The sequence below is a fragment of the Reella acinonychis genome (assembly GCF_052828705.1).
The window spans coordinates 1,368,826-1,393,850 of the sequence record NZ_CM128256.1 but is presented as its reverse complement, the minus strand read 5'-3'; the positions used below and the strand labels follow the sequence as shown (position 1 = coordinate 1,393,850).

The 25,025-nt window shown below is 37.0% G+C and carries 23 protein-coding genes and 1 other RNA gene; 11 read left to right on the top strand and 13 right to left on the bottom strand.

Going from position 1 to position 25,025, the window contains the following annotated elements; genetic code table 11:
• The first annotated feature begins 95 nt into the window (after window positions 1–95).
• The 3 genes from sspA to ACUXZ4_RS06985 all read left to right on the top strand — a co-directional run bounded on the left by sspA (window position 96) and on the right by ACUXZ4_RS06985 (window position 1,558).
• Window positions 96–734, top strand: coding sequence for a stringent starvation protein SspA (gene sspA / locus ACUXZ4_RS06995; protein WP_464972497.1), 639 nt, complete (start codon window positions 96–98; stop codon window positions 732–734).
• Window positions 735–739: 5 nt separating this feature from the next.
• Window positions 740–1,201, top strand: a complete 462-nt coding sequence (locus tag ACUXZ4_RS06990; RefSeq protein ID WP_464974010.1) for a ClpXP protease specificity-enhancing factor — start codon at window positions 740–742, stop codon at window positions 1,199–1,201.
• Between the two features lie 66 nt (window positions 1,202–1,267).
• The gene (locus ACUXZ4_RS06985) at window positions 1,268–1,558 is read left to right on the top strand and encodes a hypothetical protein (protein ID WP_464972496.1); all 291 of its coding nucleotides are present in this window, start codon (window positions 1,268–1,270) and stop codon (window positions 1,556–1,558) included.
• A gap of 427 nt (window positions 1,559–1,985) precedes the next feature.
• Here the strand turns inward: ACUXZ4_RS06985 and ssrA are convergent.
• Window positions 1,986–2,352, bottom strand: a transfer-messenger RNA (tmRNA) gene (gene ssrA, locus ACUXZ4_RS06980).
• A gap of 98 nt (window positions 2,353–2,450) precedes the next feature.
• A complete protein-coding gene (locus ACUXZ4_RS06975) occupies window positions 2,451–3,359 on the bottom strand; it encodes a LysO family transporter (protein WP_464972495.1) in 909 nt (302 codons plus the stop codon).
• 133 nt (window positions 3,360–3,492) lie between these two features.
• Between ACUXZ4_RS06975 and dinB the strand changes: the two genes are divergently transcribed.
• Both dinB and ACUXZ4_RS06965 read left to right on the top strand, forming a co-directional pair.
• Entirely contained in the window at window positions 3,493–4,560 is a 1,068-nt protein-coding gene (gene dinB / locus ACUXZ4_RS06970) for a DNA polymerase IV (RefSeq protein WP_464972494.1), read from the top strand.
• A 33-nt stretch (window positions 4,561–4,593) separates the two neighbouring features.
• Window positions 4,594–5,145, top strand: a complete 552-nt coding sequence (locus ACUXZ4_RS06965) for an elongation factor P hydroxylase (protein ID WP_464974009.1) — start codon at window positions 4,594–4,596, stop codon at window positions 5,143–5,145.
• On the opposite strand, the gene ACUXZ4_RS06960 is transcribed toward ACUXZ4_RS06965, so the two are convergent.
• Entirely contained in the window at window positions 5,142–5,810 is a 669-nt protein-coding gene (locus ACUXZ4_RS06960; protein ID WP_464972493.1) for a SanA/YdcF family protein, read from the bottom strand. The two genes, ACUXZ4_RS06965 and ACUXZ4_RS06960, sit on opposite strands and share 4 nt — an antisense overlap.
• Before the next feature lie 194 nt (window positions 5,811–6,004).
• Here ACUXZ4_RS06960 and metX point away from each other — a divergent pair, with 194 nt between their 5' ends.
• Window positions 6,005–7,075, top strand: coding sequence for a homoserine O-acetyltransferase MetX (metX, locus tag ACUXZ4_RS06955; RefSeq protein ID WP_464972492.1), 1,071 nt, complete (start codon window positions 6,005–6,007; stop codon window positions 7,073–7,075).
• A 17-nt stretch (window positions 7,076–7,092) separates the two neighbouring features.
• On the opposite strand, the gene moeB is transcribed toward metX, so the two are convergent.
• A complete protein-coding gene (moeB, locus tag ACUXZ4_RS06950) occupies window positions 7,093–7,815 on the bottom strand; it encodes a molybdopterin-synthase adenylyltransferase MoeB (protein WP_464972491.1) in 723 nt (240 codons plus the stop codon).
• Window position 7,816: 1 nt separating this feature from the next.
• Window positions 7,817–9,028 (bottom strand): molybdopterin molybdotransferase MoeA, encoded by a 1,212-nt coding sequence (gene moeA / locus ACUXZ4_RS06945; RefSeq protein WP_464972490.1) that lies wholly within the window; start codon window positions 9,026–9,028, stop codon window positions 7,817–7,819.
• A gap of 135 nt (window positions 9,029–9,163) precedes the next feature.
• Between moeA and folE the strand changes: the two genes are divergently transcribed.
• Together folE and ACUXZ4_RS06935 are read left to right on the top strand one after the other, a co-directional pair.
• Window positions 9,164–9,826, top strand: a complete 663-nt coding sequence (gene folE, locus ACUXZ4_RS06940; RefSeq protein ID WP_464972489.1) for a GTP cyclohydrolase I FolE — start codon at window positions 9,164–9,166, stop codon at window positions 9,824–9,826.
• 686 nt (window positions 9,827–10,512) lie between these two features.
• On the top strand, window positions 10,513–10,863 hold the full coding sequence (locus tag ACUXZ4_RS06935) for an Asp23/Gls24 family envelope stress response protein (protein ID WP_464972488.1): 351 nt from the start codon (window positions 10,513–10,515) through the stop codon (window positions 10,861–10,863).
• A gap of 26 nt (window positions 10,864–10,889) precedes the next feature.
• Here the strand turns inward: ACUXZ4_RS06935 and ACUXZ4_RS06930 are convergent, their stop codons facing one another.
• The 7 genes from ACUXZ4_RS06930 to mukF all read right to left on the bottom strand — a co-directional run bounded on the left by ACUXZ4_RS06930 (window position 10,890) and on the right by mukF (window position 21,157).
• Window positions 10,890–11,075: an antitoxin VbhA family protein gene (locus tag ACUXZ4_RS06930; protein WP_464972487.1), complete on the bottom strand. Its 186-nt coding sequence runs from the start codon at window positions 11,073–11,075 to the stop codon at window positions 10,890–10,892.
• A 41-nt stretch (window positions 11,076–11,116) separates the two neighbouring features.
• Window positions 11,117–11,536: a hypothetical protein gene (locus tag ACUXZ4_RS06925; protein ID WP_464972486.1), complete on the bottom strand. Its 420-nt coding sequence runs from the start codon at window positions 11,534–11,536 to the stop codon at window positions 11,117–11,119.
• A 27-nt stretch (window positions 11,537–11,563) separates the two neighbouring features.
• Window positions 11,564–12,979, bottom strand: coding sequence for an exodeoxyribonuclease I (sbcB, locus tag ACUXZ4_RS06920; protein ID WP_464972485.1), 1,416 nt, complete (start codon window positions 12,977–12,979; stop codon window positions 11,564–11,566).
• A gap of 527 nt (window positions 12,980–13,506) precedes the next feature.
• Entirely contained in the window at window positions 13,507–14,373 is an 867-nt protein-coding gene (locus ACUXZ4_RS06915; RefSeq protein WP_464972484.1) for an EamA family transporter, read from the bottom strand.
• A 118-nt stretch (window positions 14,374–14,491) separates the two neighbouring features.
• Window positions 14,492–18,994 carry a chromosome partition protein MukB gene (gene mukB, locus ACUXZ4_RS06910; RefSeq protein ID WP_464972483.1) on the bottom strand — a complete coding sequence of 1,501 codons (4,503 nt, stop codon included), beginning with the start codon at window positions 18,992–18,994 and terminating at the stop codon, window positions 14,492–14,494.
• Window positions 18,994–19,743 carry a chromosome partition protein MukE gene (gene mukE, locus ACUXZ4_RS06905; RefSeq protein ID WP_464972482.1) on the bottom strand — a complete coding sequence of 250 codons (750 nt, stop codon included), beginning with the start codon at window positions 19,741–19,743 and terminating at the stop codon, window positions 18,994–18,996. The genes mukB and mukE overlap by 1 nt, the downstream gene beginning before the upstream one ends.
• Window positions 19,744–19,822: 79 nt before the next feature.
• On the bottom strand, window positions 19,823–21,157 hold the full coding sequence (mukF, locus tag ACUXZ4_RS06900) for a chromosome partition protein MukF (RefSeq protein WP_464972481.1): 1,335 nt from the start codon (window positions 21,155–21,157) through the stop codon (window positions 19,823–19,825).
• A 197-nt stretch (window positions 21,158–21,354) separates the two neighbouring features.
• Between mukF and ttcA the strand changes: the two genes are divergently transcribed.
• The 3 genes from ttcA to ACUXZ4_RS06885 all read left to right on the top strand — a co-directional run bounded on the left by ttcA (window position 21,355) and on the right by ACUXZ4_RS06885 (window position 23,688).
• Entirely contained in the window at window positions 21,355–22,278 is a 924-nt protein-coding gene (ttcA, locus tag ACUXZ4_RS06895; RefSeq protein ID WP_464972480.1) for a tRNA 2-thiocytidine(32) synthetase TtcA, read from the top strand.
• Window positions 22,279–22,415: 137 nt separating this feature from the next.
• Window positions 22,416–23,447, top strand: coding sequence for a YeeE/YedE family protein (locus ACUXZ4_RS06890; RefSeq protein WP_464972479.1), 1,032 nt, complete (start codon window positions 22,416–22,418; stop codon window positions 23,445–23,447).
• Window positions 23,448–23,463: 16 nt separating this feature from the next.
• Window positions 23,464–23,688: a sulfurtransferase TusA family protein gene (locus tag ACUXZ4_RS06885; protein WP_464972478.1), complete on the top strand. Its 225-nt coding sequence runs from the start codon at window positions 23,464–23,466 to the stop codon at window positions 23,686–23,688.
• Between the two features lie 91 nt (window positions 23,689–23,779).
• Here ACUXZ4_RS06885 and ACUXZ4_RS06880 read toward each other — a convergent pair whose 3' ends face one another.
• Window positions 23,780–24,988: a restriction endonuclease subunit S gene (locus ACUXZ4_RS06880; protein WP_464972477.1), complete on the bottom strand. Its 1,209-nt coding sequence runs from the start codon at window positions 24,986–24,988 to the stop codon at window positions 23,780–23,782.
• Between the last annotated feature and the right edge of the window lie 37 nt (window positions 24,989–25,025).

Sequence of the window (25,025 nt, the reverse complement as noted above, 5' to 3'; positions counted from 1 at the left end):
TTAAAGCAAGATTTATGCTATAATAGTCGCCCCTTATATTGAGGGTACTGAATTTTAATCACCATTATATTCTATTTTAGTCGTCGGAGGACTAGATGAGTAGCGCTGCAAACAAACGTTCAATAATGACTCTTTTTTCTGATAAATCAGATATTTACTGCCATCAGGTTCGTATAGTTTTGGCAGAAAAAGGTGTAGCGTATGAAACAGAGCAGGTGGATCCTCAAATGGTCTCTGAAGATTTAATGGAATTAAATCCTTATGGTACTGTACCGACTTTAGTTGATCGTGATTTAGTGCTATTTAATTCTCGCATTATTATGGAATACCTTGATGAGCGTTTTCCTCATCCACCATTAATGCCAGTTTATCCAGTAGCTCGTGGTAAAAGTCGTCTTTTAATGATGAGAATTGAGCAAGACTGGTACCCAACCTTATTAAAAGCTGAAAAAACTGAAGGCGCAGATCGAGATAACGCATTAAAGCAATTAAAAGAAGAAATGCTTGCTATTGCACCTATTTTTAATCAATTCCCGTATTTTATGAGTGAAGAATTTAGTTTAGTGGATTGCTATATCGCACCATTATTATGGCGTATGCAAGAACTAGGCGTGAAATTTACTGGTACAGGAAGCAAAGCGTTAAAAGCCTATATGGATCGTGTATTTGATCGTGATTCATTCCAACAATCTGTTGGCAGATTAACACCTAAAAATTTAATGGATGATAAATAATGGCAATGGAATATAAATCGTCCCCGAAACGACCTTATTTATTACAAGCCTATTACGATTGGTTGATTGATAATAGCTTTACACCTTATTTAGTTGTCGATGCAGATTATCCTGGTGTTTTAGTTCCACAAGAATATGTAAAAGACGGTCAAATCGTATTAAATATTTCGCCAGGTGCTGTGGGCGGTTTTTCTTTAGGCAAACAAGCTGTTGAATTTAATGCGCGCTTTCAAGGCATCCCTCGTAATATTTACATTCCAATGGGCGCAGCTCTCGCTATTTATGCTCGTGAAAACGGCGATGGGGTGATGTTTGAACCTGAAGCGGCTTATGATGAAATGAATTTAGTACCAACAGAGCAGCCAATTGGCTTTACCGATGTTGTGGATAAACCGAAAAAAACATCAGCTTCATCGACAAAGAAAAACACGATAGCCTCAGTATCTCATTTGAAAATTATTAAATAGTGTATAAAAAGTAAAAATCCACCTGCATAGAAGGTGGATTTTTACTTATTAAAATTAGGAGTATTTATGTTTGATTCTACATTTTCAAAAATTCTTGCTGGGTTTTGTTTATTAGATAATGAATCAACAAATAAATGTTATGAGAGATTGGAAGAGCAAGAACAAAGAGAAACTAAACGTCTATTAGCTCAAGCAGAAAAAGATTTACAAGAACTGAAAGCAATGGTTACTAATTTTGAAAATAATAAAGTTAATAGGTTAAGCGAATTATCACAAAAAGAAAAAGAGATTAAATCAAAAGAAAAACCAAATAAAAATATCTTTTTTTGGAGCAATTTCATCAATAAACTCAAATAAAAAGCTGTGTCTTTACCTCAATTTTCTCATCTATACTTTCTTACATTGAGCTATAAAATTACTTCATAGTTGTATAGCTTGCCTACTTAATTTGAAATAATCAGAATAGTTATAATGTTGGCTTATGCTATCTCTTACACTATGCGCTATCCACTTCTTTATTTGTGAGCTGTTTAGTTATACGTGCCATTTTTTAGTTATACGATATGTAAAAATAAGAAAATCCCGAAAAGCCTTGATATGCAAGGGTTTTCAATGGTTTTAGTTATACGGTTTTTTGCTATATGCTAACAGTATAACTAAACGTATAACTAAAATCATCAGTTTTTATTAGTTTATATCAGTCAGGATTAGGCAATAAAAAAGCCTTGAAGTGTTGATTTTCAAGGCTTTATCGGTCTATTTTAGTCTGTATTGTTTAACGATTTGGTGGAGCTGGCGGGAGTTGAACCCGCGTCCGAAATTACTCTACCTTCAGCACTACACGTTTAGTCTGGTCTTTAATTTCGTAAATTGACTGCGGACAGACACGCCATCAATAAACTAGCTTTATTCAATTTAGTGCTTCGATCCTAAAGCGGCGGCTTCAACACGATCTCGTTTGGGTTTGACTCCGCTTGATCCCCGTCTTACGAGCGGAAGCTGGGGAGCGAAGGCTATGAGCAGGTTATTAAGCTGCTAAAGCGAATTGTTCGTCGTTTGCGACTATTGTTTTGCGGTTTATTTACGAGGCCTACCGCACCTCGACGTGCACCTTGGGCTTCGCCAATCCCGTCGAATCCAGAATCAGCCCCAAAAAGTGCGGTTAGTTTAGCAGAGATTTTGATAAAACTAAAGAAAAATGCACCGCACTTTTATTTCATGCTTATTGATTACACAATGATTTTATTGATTAAATCGGAATGGAAGAAAAGAATACCAATAAAATCGGTGGGGCAATATTGGTCACAAAACCGAAACTAATGGCTAGTGGCACCACTTCTAATCCGCCTGCACGTTGAATAATGGGTAGCGTACAATCTAACGCTGTTGCGCCCGCAATACCAACGGCAGTGGAACGGTATTTAAAGATAAAGAAGGGAATAATAAATAGACTTAGAATTTCACGCGATAAATCGTTGAAAAAAGCAATGCTACCAAATTCCGGTCCCCAAGCATTATTGATTACCACACTTGATAAAGAATACCAACCTAAGCCAGATGAAATAGCCAATCCTTGCGTTATTGGAAGTTTCAAGAACAATGCGGATAACATGCCACCAATTAATGAAGTTATGATCATGATCAAGCCGGTGTAAATACCTCGTTTATTGAAAATTACTTCGCGTAGAGCAATGCCATTATTGCGTAATTGAATACCAATAAAAAAGATGAGCGTGATTAATACATAGGTGCTAGTACCAAAAGGTAACGTGATGGCATTTTGGCTAAAGAAACCGACAATAAAACCAATAAAGACCATTGAGCAAAGTTTTAGGCTATCGATCAATAATTTCCAACGCGGTGGCATATTGGTTGATAACTGTTTCAATGGTGCTGGGTTTAATTTATCGAAGGTGAGTAAACCTGCCATATTACATAATGTGATAATGGCACTAAACACAAAGGCTGAAAAACCAATGATTGGTAATTTGGTGGCGACGTCCTCTAATTGACCGAGAGAAATACCCATAATCAGCAAAATCATATACAACAAAAGCATCACGATTTTGTTGATAATTGCTAAAAATGTTTGATTTTTTGATTTAATCAAATATCCCAAAAACATTGGGATTAACACAATAAGTAAACCGTTTAACATTCTATTTCCCACCATTCATAAAGCAGTAAGTATAGCATTATTAAAAATAAGTTTTAAGATAATTTTACTGGTTGGTTATACAGTTTTGTGGTAAAGTGCGGTGAAAAAATAGAGTATTTTTAACCGCACTTTTATGGCGAAATTACGAAAAATTATTCATATTGATATGGATTGTTTCTACGCAGCAATTGAAATGCGAGAAAATCCAGCATTAAAAGATAAACCCATTGCTGTGGGTGGCTCAGCGCAGAATAGAGGTGTGCTAGCTACCTGTAATTATGCAGCGAGGGCTTTTGGCTTGCATAGCGCCATGCCGACAGCACAAGCATTAAAACATTGTCCTCATTTGGTGCTATTACCTGTCAGAATGGCGTTGTATAAACAAGTTTCTCAACAAATTCATCAGATTTTTCGTCGTTATACCGATATTATTGAGCCATTGTCTTTAGATGAAGCCTATTTAGATGTAACGGATTGCCAAAAATGTTCAGGCTCAGCCACTTGGATTGCAGAAGAAATTCGGCAAGCGATTTTTAATGAACTGCAATTGACGGCTTCTGCTGGTGTCGCGCCGTTAAAATTTCTAGCTAAAATTGCCTCAGATCAAAATAAACCTAATGGATTGTTTGTGATAGAACCGGAACAAGTGAATGAGTTTATTGCACATTTACCATTAAAGAAAATTCCCGGCGTGGGAAAAGTAACCAATGAACAGCTTGCCAATTTAGGTTTGATCACTTGTGCCGATGTGCAAAAACAAGAACTCGTCACCTTGTTACATCACTTTGGCAAAATGGGAAAACGTATTTGGGATTTCAGCCATGGCATTGATTTGAGGGAAGTGCAAGTTCATCGTGAACGTAAATCTATCGGTGTTGAGGTGACATTGTCACAGAATATTTTGCGTATTGAACAATCAAGAGAAATCATGGAGCAGCTATACGTTGAATTGGAACAGCGTATGTTAAAAGTGAAGCCGGATATTGCGTTAAGTTCGTATTCTAAAATGGGCATAAAGCTAAAATTTGATGATTTTCAAATCACCAGTTTAGAAAAAAGTGCGGTTAAATTTGAGCAACAAACTTTCCACCAATTATTACAACAAGCTTGGCAACGTAGTCAGGGTAGAACAATAAGATTAATTGGTCTTTATGTAAATATTCCAACACAACTACAAAGCAAACAAATGTGTTTGTGGTAAAATGTTCAAAAATTTTAACGAAAGGAATAAATGATGCAACAAAATGAAGAAACCCATAAATTAGAAGATATTATTGCGATTTTTGAGCAATGTTTTTTTGAAGAATATAACACGAAATTAGTGAAAGGCGGGGATGAGCCTGTGTATATTCCCGCAAATGAAAACGTGCCTTATCATGCAATTTATTTTGCGCGTGGTTATTATAGTAGCGCGTTACATGAAATTGCGCATTGGTTGGTTGCTGGTAAACAGCGTCGATTATTAGAAGATTTTGGTTATTGGTATGAACCTGATGGGCGTTCAACTGAGCGTCAACGTGATTTTGAACAGGTTGAAGTAAAACCGCAAGCGATTGAATGGATTTTAGCTACTGCAGCGAATTTCCGCTATTTTGCGAGCGCAGATAACTTAAATGGTAATCCTGGCGATACTTTACCGTTTAAACAAGCGGTTTATGATCAAGTAAAACTGTATGCGGAAAAAGGGTTGCCTAAACGAGCTGAAACGTTACGCAAAGCATTGGCCCACTTTTATCATACAGAAGATTGTATTGATTTAGCTAAATTTGATATTAGTCGTATTTAACGACTAATTGGCGGAGGCAATGGCTCTGGCGAGCCTAAAAAGTGCGGTTCTTTTTCGGTCAATAATTCCCATACCATTAAGAATCGCGCTAACATTTCACGCAAACGGACTAAAGTATAAATATCGGGGTTGTCCGCAGCAAAACAAATGGCGTTAATATTGTGATAATTTGCAATAAACAGCGCCCGTTCACAATGAAAACGTTGCGAAATAATCAACATAGGTTCCGCTTTAAACACTTCTTTCGCGCGAATAATACTATCAAGCGTTCTGAAACCTGCATAATCAGGAAATAAAAACTGTTCTTCAATGCCCATCTTAATTAAATCTTTTCTCATGGTGCGAGGTTCATTGTATTGCAATGTGCGGTTATCACCACTGAGCAGAATATAATCAATTTTTTTTGCATCAAATAAGGCTTTGGTGCTTTCAATACGGTGATTATAAAATTGATTAGGGGTATTTTTTGCAACGTATTTGGCGGTGCCGAGTAAAACGGCATAGGGGCGATAAGGTGTGTTGTCTATTTGATCATAAATTTGCGATTTGACGCTATAACCAACAAATTGATCCACAGCAAATAAACTGATTATGCCTAAGCTTATCAACGCACTGGCACTATAAATAAGTCTTTTTGTGAAGGATTTATAAGGGATGTTTATCATTGGGTTACAGCAATAGGTGTAATCTATCCATGTTCAGAATATAAGTACCATAAAGAAAAGTGCGGTGAAATTCAAGCGAATTTTCCAAAATAAATTTTAGCCATCTAAACGTCTAAAATTTCTTGACAACTTAGGTACACGAAGGTAGTTTATAACTATTCAACTATAGGAACGCTTTCGTTAATGGAATAGTAATGGCTGTAAAAAAAATCATTTTATTTGCGCAACAACCTTTAAATCTTGCTTTAGGTGGTGAACTTAAACATATTGAAGTTGCTTATCAAACTTACGGTACGTTAAACGCAGATAAAAGTAATGCGATTTTATTATGTCATGCATTAACGGGAGATGCAGAACCTTATTTTGCTGAAGGCGGATCGGGTTGGTGGCAACACTTTATGGGAGAAGGGTTGGTTTTTGATACCAGCAAATACTTTTTTATTTGTTCCAATGTGTTAGGCGGTTGTAAAGGCACAACGGGGCCATCTTCAATCAATCCCGACAGCCAAAAACCTTACGGCAGTCAATTCCCACATATTGTTGTACAGGATATCGTTCAAGTACAAAAAGCACTCATTGATTATTTGCAAATTCCTCATTTACATGCTGTTGTTGGCGGATCATTTGGTGGTATGCAAGCTACACAATGGGCAATTAATTATCCTGATTTTATGGACAATGTGATTAATCTTTGTTCTTCTTTAACCTTTAGTGCTGAAGCTATTGGTTTTAATCATGTGATGCGTCAGGCGGTGATTAACGATCCTAATTTTAATAATGGCGACTATTATGACGGCGAGCCACCTCACAAAGGACTGGCAATAGCTAGAATGTTAGGTATGTTGACCTATCGGACGGATATTCAGTTAGCCAAAGCATTTGGGCGCGCGATGAAATCAGAAGGGCAATTCTGGGGGGATTTGTTCCAAGTCGAAAGCTATTTGAGTTATCAAGGCAAGAAGTTTTTAGATCGTTTTGATGCCAATAGCTATTTGCATTTATTACGAGCTTTAGATTTGTATGATCCTGCATTGGGGTTTGATAATATGCAACAGGCACTTTCTCGCATTAAAGCGCGTTATACCTTAGTTGCAGTCGCCAATGATCAATTATTTAAACTGGTTGATTTACACAAAAGTCGTCATTTATTAGAACAAAGCCAAGTGAATTTACAATATTTTGAATTTGAATCCGATTATGGCCATGACGCTTTTTTAGTGGATTATGACATATTTGAAGGGAAAATTCGGGCAGGATTAAATTAATCCTGCTCGACAACAGATTAGCAAGGTAACTTGATTTCTCGAATTGCCATATTCAGCCCATCGATCATTAATAAACGACCGCACAAATTCTTGCCAATATTTAACCGCACTTTTATGGCCTCTAAAGCTTGAATAGAACCTACAATGCCGACAATAGGAGAGAGCACACCAGCCTCAACACAGGTTAACGCGTTCTCGCCAAATAATTGGCTTAAATTGCGATAAGTTGGGGATTTCGGTTCATAAGTGAACACCGATATTAAACCTTCCATTCGAATTGCTGCGCCTGAAATCAGTGGAATTTTGGCTTGTTGGCAACAACGATCTAGCTGATTTCGCGTATCCACGTTATCAGTACAGTCTAAGATCACATCAAAGTGCGGTATAATTTCAGCGAGTTTTTCTTCGCCGAGTAAACCGTTAATGGTCTCAATTTGAACGTGAGGATTTAATTGTTGCAACGCGATTTTGGCAGATTCCACTTTTGGCATATCTAAGCGACTATCATTATGCAAGACTTGGCGCTGTAAATTCGATAATGAAACAGTATCGAAATCTAATAAAGTTAAATGGCCCACGCCTGCAGTGGCTAAATATTGGCTCGCTGCACAACCTAAACCACCTAAACCAACAATTAACATTCGACTGTCTTTTAATTTTTCTTGCCCGTCAAAGTCCACCGATTTGAGAATAATTTGGCGGTTATAACGTAATTCTTCTTGATAACTTAATTCAGCCATATTAACTCAACAAATAATTAAAGGGTTCAATGGTCACATTTTCACCAATTGCAACATTACCGCGTTCTTGTTCCAAACGAATAAAACAATTGCTTTTCACAAAAGAGCTAAATAAATGAGAACCTTGGAAACCCACTGGCTCAACTTCAATTTGACCTTGTTCATTCACTTGATAAAAGCCACGTTGGAAATCTAGGCGCCCAACTGCTTTTTTCATCGGTTTTTTAGCAATAGCGGGCAATGTTTGAGGAGGAACATAATTTGCACCTGATAATTTTGCAATAACAGGTTGCACTAATTGATAAAAAGTGACCAAAGCAGAAACCGGATTTCCTGGTAAACCACAGAACCACGCTTGAGGCAATTTACCAAAGGCAAAAGGTTTGCCCGGTTTAATTGCTAATTTCCAGAAATTAATTTCGCCCACATTTTCTAAAACTGTTTTGGTAAAATCAGCTTCACCCACAGAAACACCACCACTAGTAATAACTAAATCAGCTTGTTCTTGTGCTTGCATAAATGCTTGCTCAAATTGTGCTGGATTATCAGGTAAAATGCCAAAATCCAATACATCGCAACTTAATTTTTCTAACATTAAGCGTACAGCAAAGCGGTTAGTATCATAAATTTGTCCTGATTTTAATGGTTGCCCAACAGGAACTAATTCATCGCCAGTTGATAAGATAGCCACTTTCAGACGAGGATATACTGCCACGTTTTCAATACCCAAAGAGGCTAGGAGTGGCAAAGAAACTGCGGTGAGTTTTTCGCCTTTTTTCAACACAACATCACCCTGAGACACATCTTCGCCAATGCGACGAATATTTTTCCCTAATTTAGGCATTGATGAAAAGGTTACAGTGCCGTCATCATTTAAGGTAACTTCTTCTTGCATAACAACTGCATCCGTCCCTTCGGGAATCATTGCACCTGTCATAATTCTCACCACACTTTGTTCTTGCCATTCAGCAGAAAAAGGATTGCCAGCAAAGGATTTTCCCGCAATTTCTAATTTCATGGATTGTTGTAAATCCGCTAAACGAACTGCATAACCATCCATTGCGGAATTATCAAAAGAAGGCACGTTAATTGGAGAAATAATATCTTCAGCACAGATGAAATTAACTGCTTGATGAATAGGTAATTGAAATGTTGTATTTGGACTTGGAAGAGTAGTTAATATTTTATCAAGAGCTTGATCTAACGTTAGCATAATGAAATCCTTCTCAGTTTCAATTTTGTTCTTTATTTTATACTAAAACTTTTCATACTGCCTAACGAATATTCTCATTTTATTCTTGTAAGAATGTTTGCTAGAATAGCCGATTATTTTGTATGGGAGTTACAAATGGGCAATATTTCAGTAGAAGCAGCTAAAGTGCGTAATGCTTTAGTTGAAAAGGGGATTGAAACCCCAATGATTGATATTAATTTAACGCAAACCAAAGATGAACGTCGCACTCAAATTGAAAGCAAAATGCGCGAAGTGCTAGCGTTAATTGGTTTAGATTTAAAAGATGATAGCATTGAAGAAACACCTCATCGTTTAGCTAAAATGTTCGTTGATGAGATTTTTAGCGGTTTAGATTATGCAAATTTTCCTAAAATCACCAATATAGAAAATCGTATGAAAGTCAGCGAAATGGTGTTAGTGAATGATGTAACATTAACCAGCACCTGTGAACACCATTTTGTGACTATTGATGGCACCGTTTCTGTTGCATATTATCCCAAAAAATGGGTAATCGGTTTATCTAAGATTAATCGAGTAGTAGCGTTTTTTGCTCAACGTCCGCAAGTGCAAGAACGTTTAACTGAACAAATTTTATTAGCATTTCAAACAATCCTTGAAACTGAAGATGTCGCAGTTTATGTAAAAGCAACGCATTTTTGTGTGAAATGTCGTGGGATTAAAGATAGTAATAGTTACACCGTCACCTCAGCATTTGGTGGTGTATTCCTTGATGACAGAGAAACTCGCAAAGAATTCTTAACACTGATCAATAAGTAAAAGTGCGGTCAAATCTAGCTACTTTTTATAAATAAACATCTAAAAATGGGCGTAATATTAACGCTCATTTTTATTATCTAAATTTATTCACATCATCAGATTTCATTGAAATATATAAGAACAATTCATTGCTTTTTAAATATCTTATAACACAGCTACAAACATATTAAAGCCAATCTTAATATATTTATATGATCGGTCGCTTAAAATTATCCAACATTTCTTATCTAATCATAAAAACTTCTTATTAAAAATAAATTTCGTTAACTTCAATTTCAGTAACAATCCATACTGAAAATCATTTTATTAAAAATAGAGGACACAAAAGTGACTTGTTTAATATTTAATTTAACATAATATACATTATGCGAAATTAGTTACAATGTTAGCGAAAACTACGTAATAATAAAATCATTGAGTTATAAACTGTATTGATAGCCTAGTTTAACAAGGCAATGAAATGGAAAATTGAAATGATTTAAGGCGGAAAATGCCGAAATATATCCACAAATGCGGGTACGTCCTCGTAAATATTTTATTAGTAGATCACTTTACTAAATATGCAGAGCACTAATAAAATATAACGAAAAAATTAATAGATTACCGCAGAATATTATGCTAGAGTCCAAATATTAGAATTCCCGAACTTATATGGTTATTTTTTTGAACTAAAATAAAGAGGCTATATGAATAATAAAACATCTGAAATGATTAAATGTCCATTTTGTTTTACTGAATCCGAGCGAGGTATCTCTGTATGTCGTGGTTGTCAAGCAACAGTTAAATATGGAGAAAGTGTACTCCCTTATTTCGTTATATCGCTAGTTGTAGGTTTAGTAGGCGGATTTTATCTATTGCGTTTTTTGGGAGAACATATTTTTACATCAATACAACATTTAAGTAAAACTGCTGGCTGGACTTTATTTGGCATTATTGCAATAGTACTATTTTCATTGTCCCTTTATGCTTTACTAATCTATGTTAGAAGTCCTGATGCAAAAAATAAGGTAACATTTTATAGATATATGCCTAAATAATGTAATAAAGCCGATATTCGTCGGCTTTATAAACCTTTATTGATGGCATCAATAAATTCTTTATCAAACTCCTCTTTATCTAAAATACCATCTGCATAATTTTCTGCGATTTTCCATAGTTCTTTTGATAAAACTACGCCATCGAGTTCAAGAGTTGCCTTTGCATACTCAATAGCCTCACGTCTAATGCGTTTTTCAGCTTCTGAAATCATAATAATCACCTTTTATAAAATTTTGCTCTTATAATTGATATTTATAAGTAAGCTCGCATACTAAAATCATATTGTTGAATTTGATCAGCTGTTAACAATCCCTTTTTATGTAACATTTCTGCTGCCCATTTCCAATCAACACAAGGACGGTAATAATGGCAAGGAAAGGTTTGGATTCCTAATGCGATATCATCAATAATTAAATCACCAAACGCTTTTGGTGAACTGGTAAATTTATGCTGCTGTGGATTAACATTAATCCCATATAGGCTAATCTTATTTTGTTTAAACCAATTCAGCGCATCTTCTAAATAACAATCTTCTGCACGCATGGTAAATAAAATAAGGTTATGTCCATTTTTTACTAAATCTCTGAGCACTTGCGCTGCGCCAATATCTTCGCCAACTTTAGGAAAGCTATGCGTCACGCAAGTGCCATCAAAATCAATCAAAATATTCATTATTTCTATTTTATGTTACATTGTCACTTAAAGTAATTTTGCGGCATATTCATAAACTTGATGTAATAATGCTAAGTTTTCGGGATTATCGGCATTTAAATTAGCTAATTCTTGCATTCTTTGCTCAAAATCCACCGCACTTTGTTCTAATTTTCGACGACGATAACGTTCCCATTGCAATTGTTCAGTACGATTTAATGTTTTAAAGAAATGTCTTGCACGATAATGAAACAATAAATCAGGGATTCGACTATCTTCAAAGGTTAATCCCGATTCCCCAAGTTTTTCCGCCGGCAATTGACGCAGAATCGCCATATTGTTTTTATCATTAAAACTAAAGAAACCGTTATATAGCTCAGTTTCTACGTTGTCACTTTTCTCAAAAATGCGTTCATCCCTGAAAATATCCTCTACTTTTGACCGCACTTCATTTGATTGGCGTAACTTCTGTAGATTTTGCAAACAATATTCTCTATCAATACCTAAACGTTGTGCATTTTCAGGTAATAAGGTTTTTGCAGGAGCAAGAATTGGGCATTTATTAATATGAACCAGTTTTAATGGCACCGGTAAAATATCCTGTTCCAATAATTCTGCTTTAGGCGTATATAAATTTTGTCGTAATTCCACCGCACTTTTATGCAATAAATCCGTTATATCTGCACTTAAATCACAAACGATCACTGCATTTTTGTTGATTGGGTGCCAGGCTAAAGGCACAACCCAAGCCGTATTGCCGCGATAATTGCCCAACATCCCCGAAACATGAACCAATGGCGTCATATTAGCAGTATCAATAAGTTGCTCTACTGCCCTTTTTTCCCTGTTTTCAAAGAAAAATTGAAACAGTTTAGGTTGTTTTTCTTTGATCAATTTTGCCATTGCAATAGTGGCATACACATCTGCCATTGCATCATGGGCGTTACTATGCTCTATGCCATTTGCCTGAGTTAATTTTTCTAATCGAAAAGACGGAACACCTTCATCGTCAAATGCCCATTCAATGCCTTCTGGACGTAATGCATAGCAAGCACGCACAACATCCAATAAATCCCAACGAGAATTACCATTTTTCCAGCTGTATTCATAGGGATCAATAAAATTACGATAAAAGGTATAACGCGTCATTTCATCATCATAGCGAATGTTGTTATAGCCCATTACGCAGGTGTTAGGTTGGCTAAATTCCGCTAAAATACGGGCTGCAAATTCTGGTTCCGGTAGTCCTTTTTCATTACATTCCTGCGGTGTAATACCTGTTACCAACACCGCTTCTGGCGAAGGTAAATAATCATTGGTTTGCTTACAATACAACATAACTGGCTCACCAATAATATTAAAATCCGCATCAGTGCGAATGCCTGCAAATTGTGCGGGGCGATCGCTAGCAGGATTCACCCCGAAACTCTCGTAATCGTAAATAAAAAAGCTAAATTCAGACATAATAAATTGCTTTAGTAGAAATTTGGTAAAATTCTAGCACAGATTAAAACTCGGAGGAAATGCACCGCAGTTTTAGCAAAAAATAAACCCAGCGATTTTGCTGGGTTTATTTTTTATATGATATTTATCTTAACTTCTTCGTCTCCATACACCAGATTTGTTGGTAGTGATATAGACGAGCCAACTTAAGAATCCCCCAATAGCGAATATCCATACAAAGCCTTTTATGGCCACATCTGTAAATTCCATTATAAGAAGAATGGTTGGAAAAAGCATTAGGGCTATCATAAACGCCCATCCTCTGATAAGTTTTTCACGTACCACTTCTTTACGTGAAAGATATTCAGCTTGACAACCTGTACAAACTGTAGCACTAGCTGGAACTACTGTGTTACAAAAAGGACATTCTCTACTATGTGACATAATGTTTCTCCATGCGACTAAAAAAATTGAAACCTTACTATTGTAAAAAAAAAATAAGATGTCAATGGAGAAACTAAAAATTAAGTAAAAAATTAGGCTACAAATTAAACGAGTTTTTCGATATACATTAATCCAATCGCTAACATTCCCAAACCAATGCCGATAATGTTGACTTTACTTAAGCGTTCTTTAAAGATCATTGCACCAACTACTGTACCTAAGCAAATCACCCCTAAATCCATGGTAGCAAACACAATAGTTGGATTTTGTTTAAAGTATTGATGTGCATAAATGTAGAATAAAATATTACCAAAATTCAATCCGCCAAGAATTAAACCCGCAATAAAACTCGATACAGACCATTTGGTGCGTTTAAATAATAAATAGCTAAACATCACCATAGCTGCCAAGACGAAAGCAATAAATAAGGTATTCGGGAAAGCGCCCCCCATTAAAGCCACTTTTTTGAATAAAACGCCAGACAATCCCCAAATTAACCATACGCCCGCTAATGCCAATGCGGCTTTTAAGCTATTTTCCACCGCACTTGCAGGTTTGAATAACAGGAAAAACAACGCAAAAAAGGCAACCACTACCCCACCAATTCGCACATGGCTTAATGTTTCGCCAAAAATGACGACAGCAGCAATAATTTGTAAAAATAGCGCTAAACGTTGTGCTGCATCTGTTCTCACAATTCCGCCAAACTCAACGGCTTTTGACATAACAATAAAGCCAACAGGTAAGATGATCCCTAAAATCAAGAAAATAGGTTTTGCTTCGCTTTGCAAGAAAAATTCCGTAAAACCTAAATCGCCGAAATTAGGTTTTAGTAAAAAATAGCTTAAAGAAAGTGCCATAATGTAACCAAAGGCAACCATTTGTTCTGTTACTACGTTAAATTTTTTGCTTAATTTAAATAACACTGAAACAGAAACGCTACATAAAATAGCAAGAATAAGATAATGCATTGAGAACCTCTTGTTTTTTCATTATCAAGTATGGATAAAAATTGAGTATGTTAAATTTCATGTTAAACATAATAAAAGTGCGGTTAAAAATCAGAAAATTTTAACCGCACTTTCAAATTTATTCTGTGGCGCCAAAGCCTCGCAAACCAACCACATGAACTTGCTCTTGGTTACCTGAAATCTTACGCACCAATTTATAGGTTGTACCTTTTTCTGGACTAATATTTTCAGGAGCAGCAATTAATAATTGCATATCCAAACGTTCACATAATTCAAACAAGGTGGAAATAGATTTTCCGTCTAAACGCGCTGCTTCATCTAAGAATAACAAGCGACAAGGCACAATATCTTTGCCTCGCATGCGGCGGCTTTCTTCTTCCCAACTTTGTACGACCATTAATAGAATAGACATCCCCGTACCAATGGCCTCACCCGTTGATAATGCACCACTTTCCGCACGCAACCAACCATCAGCACCACGATAGACTTCCACTTCTAAATCCAAATAATTACGATAATCCAACAATTCTTCGCCAATGGTTTGTGCAGTACGTTGTCCCATATCAATATGCGGATTTAATCGTTGATATAATTTCGCAATAGCCTCGGAGAATGTCATGCGATTATCAGTAAAGAGATCTTGATAATCGCCACTGTTACCTGATAAAGCATCAAGTAACATTGCATGCGTATCACGAATATTCACCATCAAACGAACTGATTTCACTTGACCAAACGAAATATTTTGCAATCCTTGGTTAAGCATACGAATACGATTCTGTTCACGTTGAATGGTTTTACGCATAATATTCGCTACACTTTCAGAACTAATGGCTAATTTTTGTTCGCGTCCTGTTAATTCGTTAGTGAGACGATTTAACTCAATTTCCATTTGTTCGATCGCATCAATTGGATCATCTGTTTTGATAATATCTTGACGAATACGCTCGCGTAAATGTTGATATACCGCAATAAAGAATCGCACTTTGTTTTCAGGTTTACGGCTATCTTCAGAAATTCGCAATGCATCACGCAAATATTCATTATCAGCAACCGCCTGACGTAATGCACCCAAGGCTTTATCCGACATAGAACGTAGTTCATCAGTGGATAAATAAGCTAATTCGCGACGATTTAAACGTTTTTCCACATCACTATTGCGTGATAAACGCATTACCACACACCAGCTGACTTTCGCGGCAACCACTAATTCACGCTGTTGCTTATAATCACGTTCTGCTTTGCGAATTCGTCGGTTAAGATTTTCCGCTTCACTCTCAATTAATGTTAATTGTTTTTCAACATAAGAACGGCGCTGACGATTTGCGGAAAGTTGTTGGTGCAATTCTTCTCTACGATTTCTCGCTCGCTCTTCTGCACCTGCATCAGCTCTTACACCCAGCTCATTTACTTCGCTTAATAACTCTTTTAGCAAATCATTTTTACTATTAAACGCACTTTGTAATTCAATAAAAATGCGATTGTAATCAGCAAATTGTTTTTGTTTTTGATGTAATTGCTCGCGTTGTTGTTCACGACGCGCTTGTGTTTGTTCTAATCTGCTGCGTAATTGTTCATTTAGTCCATTGCTTTCTGTTTGAACTGTTTCTTTATAGTCAAAATGCGTTTTACGTTGCATAACATCTGCTAAAGCAAATACTTTTTGTTGTACTTGTTTTTGCAACATAGTGCTTTGGGCTAAATCTTGTTTTAAGCGCTCATAATGTTCCGGATCACTTTGTAATGTCGCCGCTATTGGTTCAAGTTGTGACAATGTCACCCCATGCTGACGAATGAAATGTTCATCTTGTTCAGCAATGTCTAGTTGTTCACGACATTCTTCAATGCGATCGACTAAACTGTCATCTGCAAGCAATGCCAACTGAGGAATTAACTTATTCAACAATTGCATTTTTTCTTTTGCAGAATCCAATTTTAAACGAATTTGTTGTTCTTCCGTTGAAAGTGCGGTTAATTCTCGCTCAATTTCATTGCGCTCTGCATTGATTTCACGCATGATCTCTTCTGGATTTGGCAAGAACGCCAATGCCAAATGCAAGCCAACAAATTGACTGAAATGTTCATGTAAACGTTGGCATTTTTGCACATCAAATGCACGTTGTGCATATTGTTCCGCCACTTCATCACGTTGAATTTCTAATTCAGCTAAGTGTTTCTCGCGAGCCGCACGTCCAAATAATGGAATTTCAGGGAATTTTGAGTAACGGACTTCACGATCTGACACCTGAACAACAACACCATTGGTCAATTCTTGTGCTGAAAGAACGCTATCATCAAACGCTGCTGGATCACCTTCAATTAAATATAAATCTTCAGGGCAATCATCTAAATGTTCTAACTGATCTTTAATCGCATTTAAATCACGCACCACAATTGCATGGCGCGCTGGTCCATATAATGCTGAGAAATAAGGAGCGTCTTCAAAGGAAACATCATCGTAGAGTTCAGATAAAAGCACGCCGCCAAAGCGTTCAGCTAACACATTTAAACGCGCATCTTCTGAACCATCTGGTTGGCTTAAACGAGAAATTTGTTCATCTAATTGATGGCGCTTTTGTTCTAGCTGATCGCGTTGAATGGTTAACTCACGCTCTTTAACCAATTGTGCTTGCATGAAATTCATCACATCTTGGCTATCAGCAAATTTCTCACCAGATTGTTCTTCTAAACGTTCCAATGCGGCTTGTGCAGTCAACCAAGCTGGTGCTTTCGCAGATTGTTGTTGATGCTGTGTTATTAGCTGTTGTTGTTTTTGGCGTAAAGTCGAACGTTGTTCTACATGATCTGATACTGCACTGGTTAAATCCTCAACTAATGCTTCTTGTTCTGCATAACATTCTTCTAATTCATCACTTGTTTCAAGCTGCATATTGGTACGTTGATTAAAATCTGCTAATAAACGCACCGCACTTTGTTGTTGTTGATAACGCTGTTCTAATTCATGTAATTTTGCACGTAATTGTGGAGTTTGCGCAGCTTGTACTTTTTGGCTTGGATATTCTGCCAATAAGCTTTTTGCACTTTCCCAAGCTGCAGAACGAGGTACTTCACCAGCCACTTTGCATACCAATTCATAGGCTTTGTCAAATTGTGATTTTGCTGCCTGAGAAATTGACATTTTTTGTTCTAATTCAAGCACTTGTTCAGTTAATGTTTCCGCTTGTGCTTCAAATTCTCCATGATAATCATCAATATTTTTGACGCTTAAATCAGCTAAACCACAGAGATTTTTTGCTTTTTCTAATGCTTGAACGGCTTGTTGATATTGCAACGCGCGTGTTTGTTGAGCATCAAGTGCTTGTTGATAATCCGCCAATTGAGAACGAATTTGATCGATCTCTTGTTCCACTTGATCAAACTGTGCTTGGCTTTCTTCTAGCTGTTCATTGGCGGTTTCAACCACCATTTTTTGCTCTTCTAATTTTTCGTTTAATTCAGCTACATCACCTTGATAACGTTCGATTTTTTCTTGATGACGTAATGCATTAAAAATAAGATTGAGCTGATCAGAAGCACTTTGATAATCCACTTCCAATGTTTTCTCACTTTCCGTTAATTCCGCGGCTTCACGACTTAAATCAATTAAACGATGTTGTGATAATTGTTGCTCAGATTTGGCTTGATACCATTCTTTACGGAAAGATAAAGCGGTGTGGATATTTCCTTCACGCTCATTCGCATTACGCATATAATCAGAAGCAACATAATTGGTGGTTTCTGTAATTAAATGCTTAAATAAATCACGATCAGCTTGGGTTAATTTAATGGCTTCCAATGTCATACGGTTTTCACGCAATGCACTTTCCATATCCTGAAAGGCTTTGCGAACGCCTAGGTTTTCAGGTAATAGATAATCACGCAATGATTTTGTAATAGCGCTAGAAATACCACCGTATAAAGAAGCTTCAATTAATTTATAGAATTTGCTTCGATCAGAAGAAGAACGTAAACGTTTCGGAATAATACCTAAATCAAACATCATGCCATGATAATCAGTAATGGAATGATATTGTTTAAATTGTCCGCCAATTTGCTCTACTTTGTCTTTTAATTCATTTAGGTTTAATACTTTCGCTTGGCGATCATTAATCACTTCAGTAAAAAGTGCGGTTGGATTTACCGCTAATTCCACGCCTTGCAAACTAAAGGTTTTGATATCTACTTTTTTATCACGACCTGCAATTTGCTGTAATCTCGCCCCCACTAAAACACGTTGATGGCGAGAATTGATGGTATCCAATACCGCGTAACAGACGCCTGGACGCAATTTACCATGTAAACCTTTATCTCTCGAACCGCCACTGGCGCCCGCTTCAGTCGTATTACGGAAATGTAACAGGGTTAAATCAGGAATTAATGCCGTCACAAATCCAGCCATAGTAGTTGACTTACCTGCACCATTTCCCCCTGAAAGTGTGGTGACTAATTCATCTAAATCGAATGTACGCGCAAAAAAACCATTCCAGTTAATCAATGTTAAAGAACGGAATTTGCCACGTTCTACTTGCGTAGCAGAAACTGATGAAAGTGCGGTCAAATTTTCTTGAGTTTCTTCCACTTCAACATCAGGCATAGCTTGTTCTAATTCATAATCAGCCATTATTCTGCTCCTTCTTGATTATCTTCATCTTCTTCAAAATCTTCATCATTTTCCACCGCACTTTCATCTAATGAGGTTTTTAATGCGGCTTTTTCAGCCTGTAATGATTGTGGATTTGCTGCTTCACCATCACGAATTAAACGTAATTGTGCTTCAATTGGATCATCGCCGGCACGCACTTCCGCACCAAAACGGAAAACCGATTCTGAAATAGTAAATTTACCGCTATTTTGCTCACCTACAGTATGTAACATACCTAAACGGCGTAAACGTCCAATGGCAGCTCTGACTTTTTCCGCTAATTTTTGTTTATCCAAATCAGATCCACTGGCTCGCAAATTAATAGCTTTTAATAATTTGCTTTCATCTGCAAGGTTCAACAACTCATCATACACTTCTTGTATGGTAAAAATACCTTGCTGTGCCAAGCGTTCTGGGCTGAGATACAAATAACACAAGACTTTCCCCACTAACATTTCTAACTCGGTTAGCACTGAACGAGAAATTAAGGTCGTAGCTTTGGGACGCAAATAGAAAAAACCTTCTGGCGCACGAATTAACTCAACGTTATAGCGACGATAAAAACTGTCTAATTCATGTTGAAATTCGGCCAAAAAGGCGTAGTTATCTAAATATTCTTGCCCAATATGTTTACCTGAGCGTAATTGGCTATCAACGGTCGGAAACAATGGATTGGCAATTGCGCTCGCCAATTTAGTTGAAATGAAGTCTTGAAGATTGTCTGTCATTGTTTTCTCTTTATTCAATTAAGAAATTTGTCTGTAAAAATAACAAAAGTGCGGTGAAAAAAATCACAAGTTTTACGGATTATGCGTATTCATCAATAATATGCGCTTGCACTTCTGCACCATGTTGGTTAATGGCTTTCCAATCAGGATAAATACCGCTTAAATCATCTTTCGCTAAACCTAAACGCACTGCCTGTTCGACGATAATGCGGGCAACATCAAAATGTTTTGATAATGGGTAGTTTTCCAATTGTGTTTTGAGCACTAGGCTGAGATCAATTGGGCGATTATGTTCACGATATTCAATGAGTAAATTCTGCATGTGTTCAACAATTTGATCATGTAAATCAGCCAAAGATTCATATTGCAACTCTTCTGGCAATTCACCTAAGGCGTCTTCACTATTCAACACTAATTCTTCATCGCGTAAATCCACTAAGCGTTCAGCTTGAGCAGTCCATAAGAACCAAGGATGATCAAAATACTGATGAATTGAGGTACGTAATCGTTGGCTAAACACTCGATTTTTATCTAAATCAATTGCTGTACGAATAAATTTATGCACATGGCGGTCATAACCAATCCATAAATCAATGGCTTGTTGCCCCCAGCTAATAATGCGGTCTAATTTGGCTTGCAAATCGGTAATCAGCTGATCAATAAAATACAAATTATCCTGACCGATCACACAATCTTGAATTCGCAGCAACTGTGCTTGTAATTTATCGCCTGCAGCATTTAAAGTGTCTTGTAATTCGCGTAAATTGCCAGAAGTTTCATCTAATAAACGTTCACAACTTGCAATAGCTGCTTGCCAATCTTTACTTAATAATTCTGCGATTTCTTCTTTAATACTTTGTTGATTTTCATCCATGATGCGTTGAGATAAATCAATGCTATCGAAAATTTCTGCCACAGAATATTTTAACGGTGCGAATACCTGACGACGCCAAAAGTATTCATCTTCATTTTTTTCAATTCCCTCTTCCGCTGATTCAGAAGCACGTTGGATCTCATCGGCAACAATGGCCAATTGAACAGAAAGACGTAATGCAGAAAACTCACGTTGGCGGATATAATAATCGGATACACCAACACCCAGCGGTGTTAAACGGTAAATAGAAAGACCATCAGTAAATTCGCTACTAAAACGATTGAGGAAACGTTGTTTCACTAAATCATTAATGGCGTTATTGGCACGCGTCGCCACGTTATCAGAAAGTTCAAATTCCGTTGAAACACGACGGAAAATATCGACTAAATCACTTTCTTGCATTTCGCCATCAATTTGTTCATTGTTATATAAGGCAATGGCGAGCAAAAAAGACAAACGCTCTGTATTTAAATTTAACGAAAACTCGCGCTCTTTTGCCCAAGAAACCAATTCAGGAATGGTTTGTGATGTTTCTAACATGAAAATTTCTCACAACACAGAAAATAGATACAAAATTAGGCGAAATTATACAGGATCTTTCTCTTTTTTGTAAGATTTGAATAAATGAAAGACATTTGTCATCGTTGTTTAAAATAAAAATCCCTATCTTTTTATTGAAATTTTTTCATTACGCCTTACTATACGCAAGTTAACAAAATCTGAAGATAGCAATGAATATGAACGATCAGAATCAAGAAAAAAAACAAACCTATAATTTTAATAAACTACAAAAACGCCTACGCCGCAATGTTGGCAATGCCATTGCAGATTTCAATATGATTGAAGAAGGCGATAAAGTCATGGTCTGCCTTTCTGGCGGCAAAGATAGCTACACCTTATTAGATATTCTCTTAAATTTAAAACTAAATGCGCCTGTGCATTTTGATATTGTGGCGGTGAATTTAGACCAAAAACAGCCGGGTTTCCCAGAACATGTATTGCCTGAATATTTACAAAGTATCGGGGTGGAATACAAGATTGTAGAAGAAAACACCTACGGCATTGTGAAAGAAAAAATCCCTGAGGGCAAAACCACTTGTTCGCTCTGCTCTCGTTTACGCCGAGGCATTTTATACCGTACCGCAACGGAATTAGGCGCAACCAAAATTGCATTGGGACATCATCGTGATGATATGCTTGCCACTCTATTTTTAAATATGTTTTACGGTGGCAAATTAAAATCCATGCCACCTAAGCTCATTAGTGATGATGGCAAACAAATCGTAATTCGCCCTTTGGCTTACTGTAAAGAAAAAGATATTGAAAAATATGCGATTGCCAAACAATTCCCGATTATTCCTTGTAATCTTTGTGGATCTCAACCCAACTTACAGCGTCAAGTGGTGAAAGAAATGCTTAACACTTGGGATCGCCAATATCCAGGGCGATTAGAAACCATGTTTAGCGCTATGCAAGATATCGTGCCTTCGCATTTATGTGATCCAAAACTCTTTGATTTTAAAGGGATTAAGAAAGGACAAACATTAGATGGCATTCAGGGCGACATTGCTTTCGATAAAGAAGAAATTACCTCACCAATTTTTGATGAAGACGAAGCATTTTCCGAACAACAACTCATTCAATTTAAAGAAATCAGCTAAAAAGTGCGGTGAAATTCACCGCACTTTTTTTAGATATTTGATTTTTGTCACAAAAATAAAAAATCAAGATTGACAGAAATAGAAAAAATTTTTATTTTAAAACTCCATTTTTCATTACATTATACTAAGGTTTAGTTATGTTTTGGTCATTTCTATCTGCATTTCTTATTGGTAGCCTACTTGGCTTTGTCTTTCAACGTTCCCGTTTTTGCCTTACTGGTGGTTTCCGCGATATGTATATTGCGAAAAATAATCGCATGTTCTACGCCTTACTTATCGCCATTTGTGTGCAAAGTATCGGTGTGATTAGTTTGATGGAATTAGGCTATATAGGTTCACCTTACAAAGATTTTTCCGTTGTATCCATCATTATCGGTTCCATCATCTTTGGCATGAGTATCGTCCTTGCCAGCGGTTGTGCAACTGGTACATGGTATCACGCGGGAGAAGGTCTAATTAGTAGCTGGGTCGCATTGATTATGTACATGATCAGCGCAGCAATGATGCGCTTAGGCGCGTTAAATCCAATACAAAAATCCATGGGACAGTACGTTAAAATCAATGATAATTTAGCGGCAAGTTTAGGGATTTCTGTTTGGTGGCTAGTTGGATTACTTACGGTTATCACGTTATTCTTAGTGTATAAAACCTTAAGCAAACCTCAACTTAAAGTCGCCACATTGCCTCCACGCTATACTGGATTGCGTCATTATCTATTTGAAAAACGCTATCATCCTTTCGTCGCTGCTATTTTTATCGGTTTATTAGCTTTTGCTGCTTGGGTGGCAAATAGCATGAACGGTAAAACTGCAGGCTTAGGCATTACCGGGCCTTCCGCGAATATTATTAGCTTTTTAGTTACTGGCGATGAAAAAAAAATCAATTGGGGCGTATTTTTAGTACTCGGCATTATGTTTGGTGCTTATATCGCCGCCAAAGGCAGCCATGAATTCAAATGGCGAATGCCTGATTTAAGAACATTAAGAAACAGCGTTATTGGCGGCTTATTAATGGGTGTTGGTGCGTCATTAGCTGGCGGTTGTACTATCGGCAATGGCTTGACTGCAACCGCTGTGATGAGCACAAAAGGCTGGTTATCATTATTGTTCATTATTTTTGGTACTTGGATTATGAGCTACTTTATGTATGTTCGTCCAAATCGACATTAATTACAAAGGAGAAATTATGCGTTACATTCTTGATACAAATGGTCATCTTTGCCCTTTTCCACTAATGGAAGCAAAAAAGAAAATTGTTGAACTCGACGTTGGCGATGAACTGCTAATCCAGTTCACTTGTGCAGAAGCAACAGAAAACCTACCACGCTGGGCAGCGGAAAACAATTATCCTGTTACTCATTTTGCCCAAGTCGGCGACGGCATGTGGGAAATTGCTATTCAAAAAAGTTAAGTCAAAAACCACCTTTATTAGAAGGTGGTTTTTCATTAGTTCAGTAAACAAAAAGTGCGGTGAAATTCACCGCACTTTTTTCGTAATCGCTTTATTGTGGGAAATTTAATAATTTCTCCCGATAATATTGATATTGTTTCTCCCGTAATTCGATTTCACGCGGCAAGCCGTCGCTGATGGATTGGGTGAGCGTGTCGAATTTATCCAAGATCTCTACGATTTTGGCTTGGGTTTCAAGGGGTGGGATGGGGATTTTATAACTGGAAATCATCTGCAAATTTAATCCCCCACGAGTTCCATTGCCCGATGAAATTTGTCTTAAATTTTCATATTGTGTATTTAAAAAATGGAAAACATAATCAGGGTTGATTTTTTGTTCATCAAAAACGATTGCCGCCAAAGATTGGTTGGTTGTTAAATCAAGTCTAATTCTCGCAACTTTTCCACGTGTTTTCCCTTGCCCTGCCAATGCAATAACCACCGAATTTTTAGGTACAAATTTTGCATTAGAATTTTTTAAGCCCAATTCTGTTATAAATTTCTCTGTTGCATATACTGTTCCCAAATTCACTTCCCCAGAACTCATCCAAGGAATATCACCATTTTCCCAATACTGGGAAATATCTGTTTTCGGTGTTCCGCCAGAGTAAATTCTTTCCGCAACTTCACCCAATGTTTTCCATACAACTACCGCTCTCCGCTGTCGCTCGCTGTCGCTCGCTGTCGCCAGAGAGCCTAACTCACCATTTTCAAACGTCAAGAGCAAATCGCGATAATACTGATATTGTTTTTCACGCAGGGATAATTCAGCTTTCAGCGTAGCTTTCAGCTCGGTTAATTTGTCAAGTATTTTTACAATTTCTTTTTGTAGGGAAATTGGGGGGATTGGGATTTGTAACGTTGCTACATCTTTAGGATAAACGTGTGGCACACCTGAACCTTTTTTCATTCCAAAAATTTTCATTTGATTGCTTAACAAAAAATGATAAACATATTTTGTTAATAATAAGTTTTCATTTGGTTTAACCGAAAAAGCATCGCTGACAAAAATCGGTTCATTCCAATACATTACGAAACCTGCATAAGCCCCACTGCCTGCTACGGTAATTATTTCTCCATTTCTGTTGAAATCGCCTGTAAAATATGCAGGTTTTTGCCCACCGCTGATTACGGGAATGTTTCCTACAGTTGCACTTTTAGCTGTGATTGTTTTTCCCCTTTCTAGCTCAGCTACTTCCCCCAAAGGCTTCCACTCCACTTCGGCTTGTTCAATCAGTTGTAAGATATTATTTACGTTCATTGTTATCTCATTTTTTCGTATTTGGTAGGATGGGCTT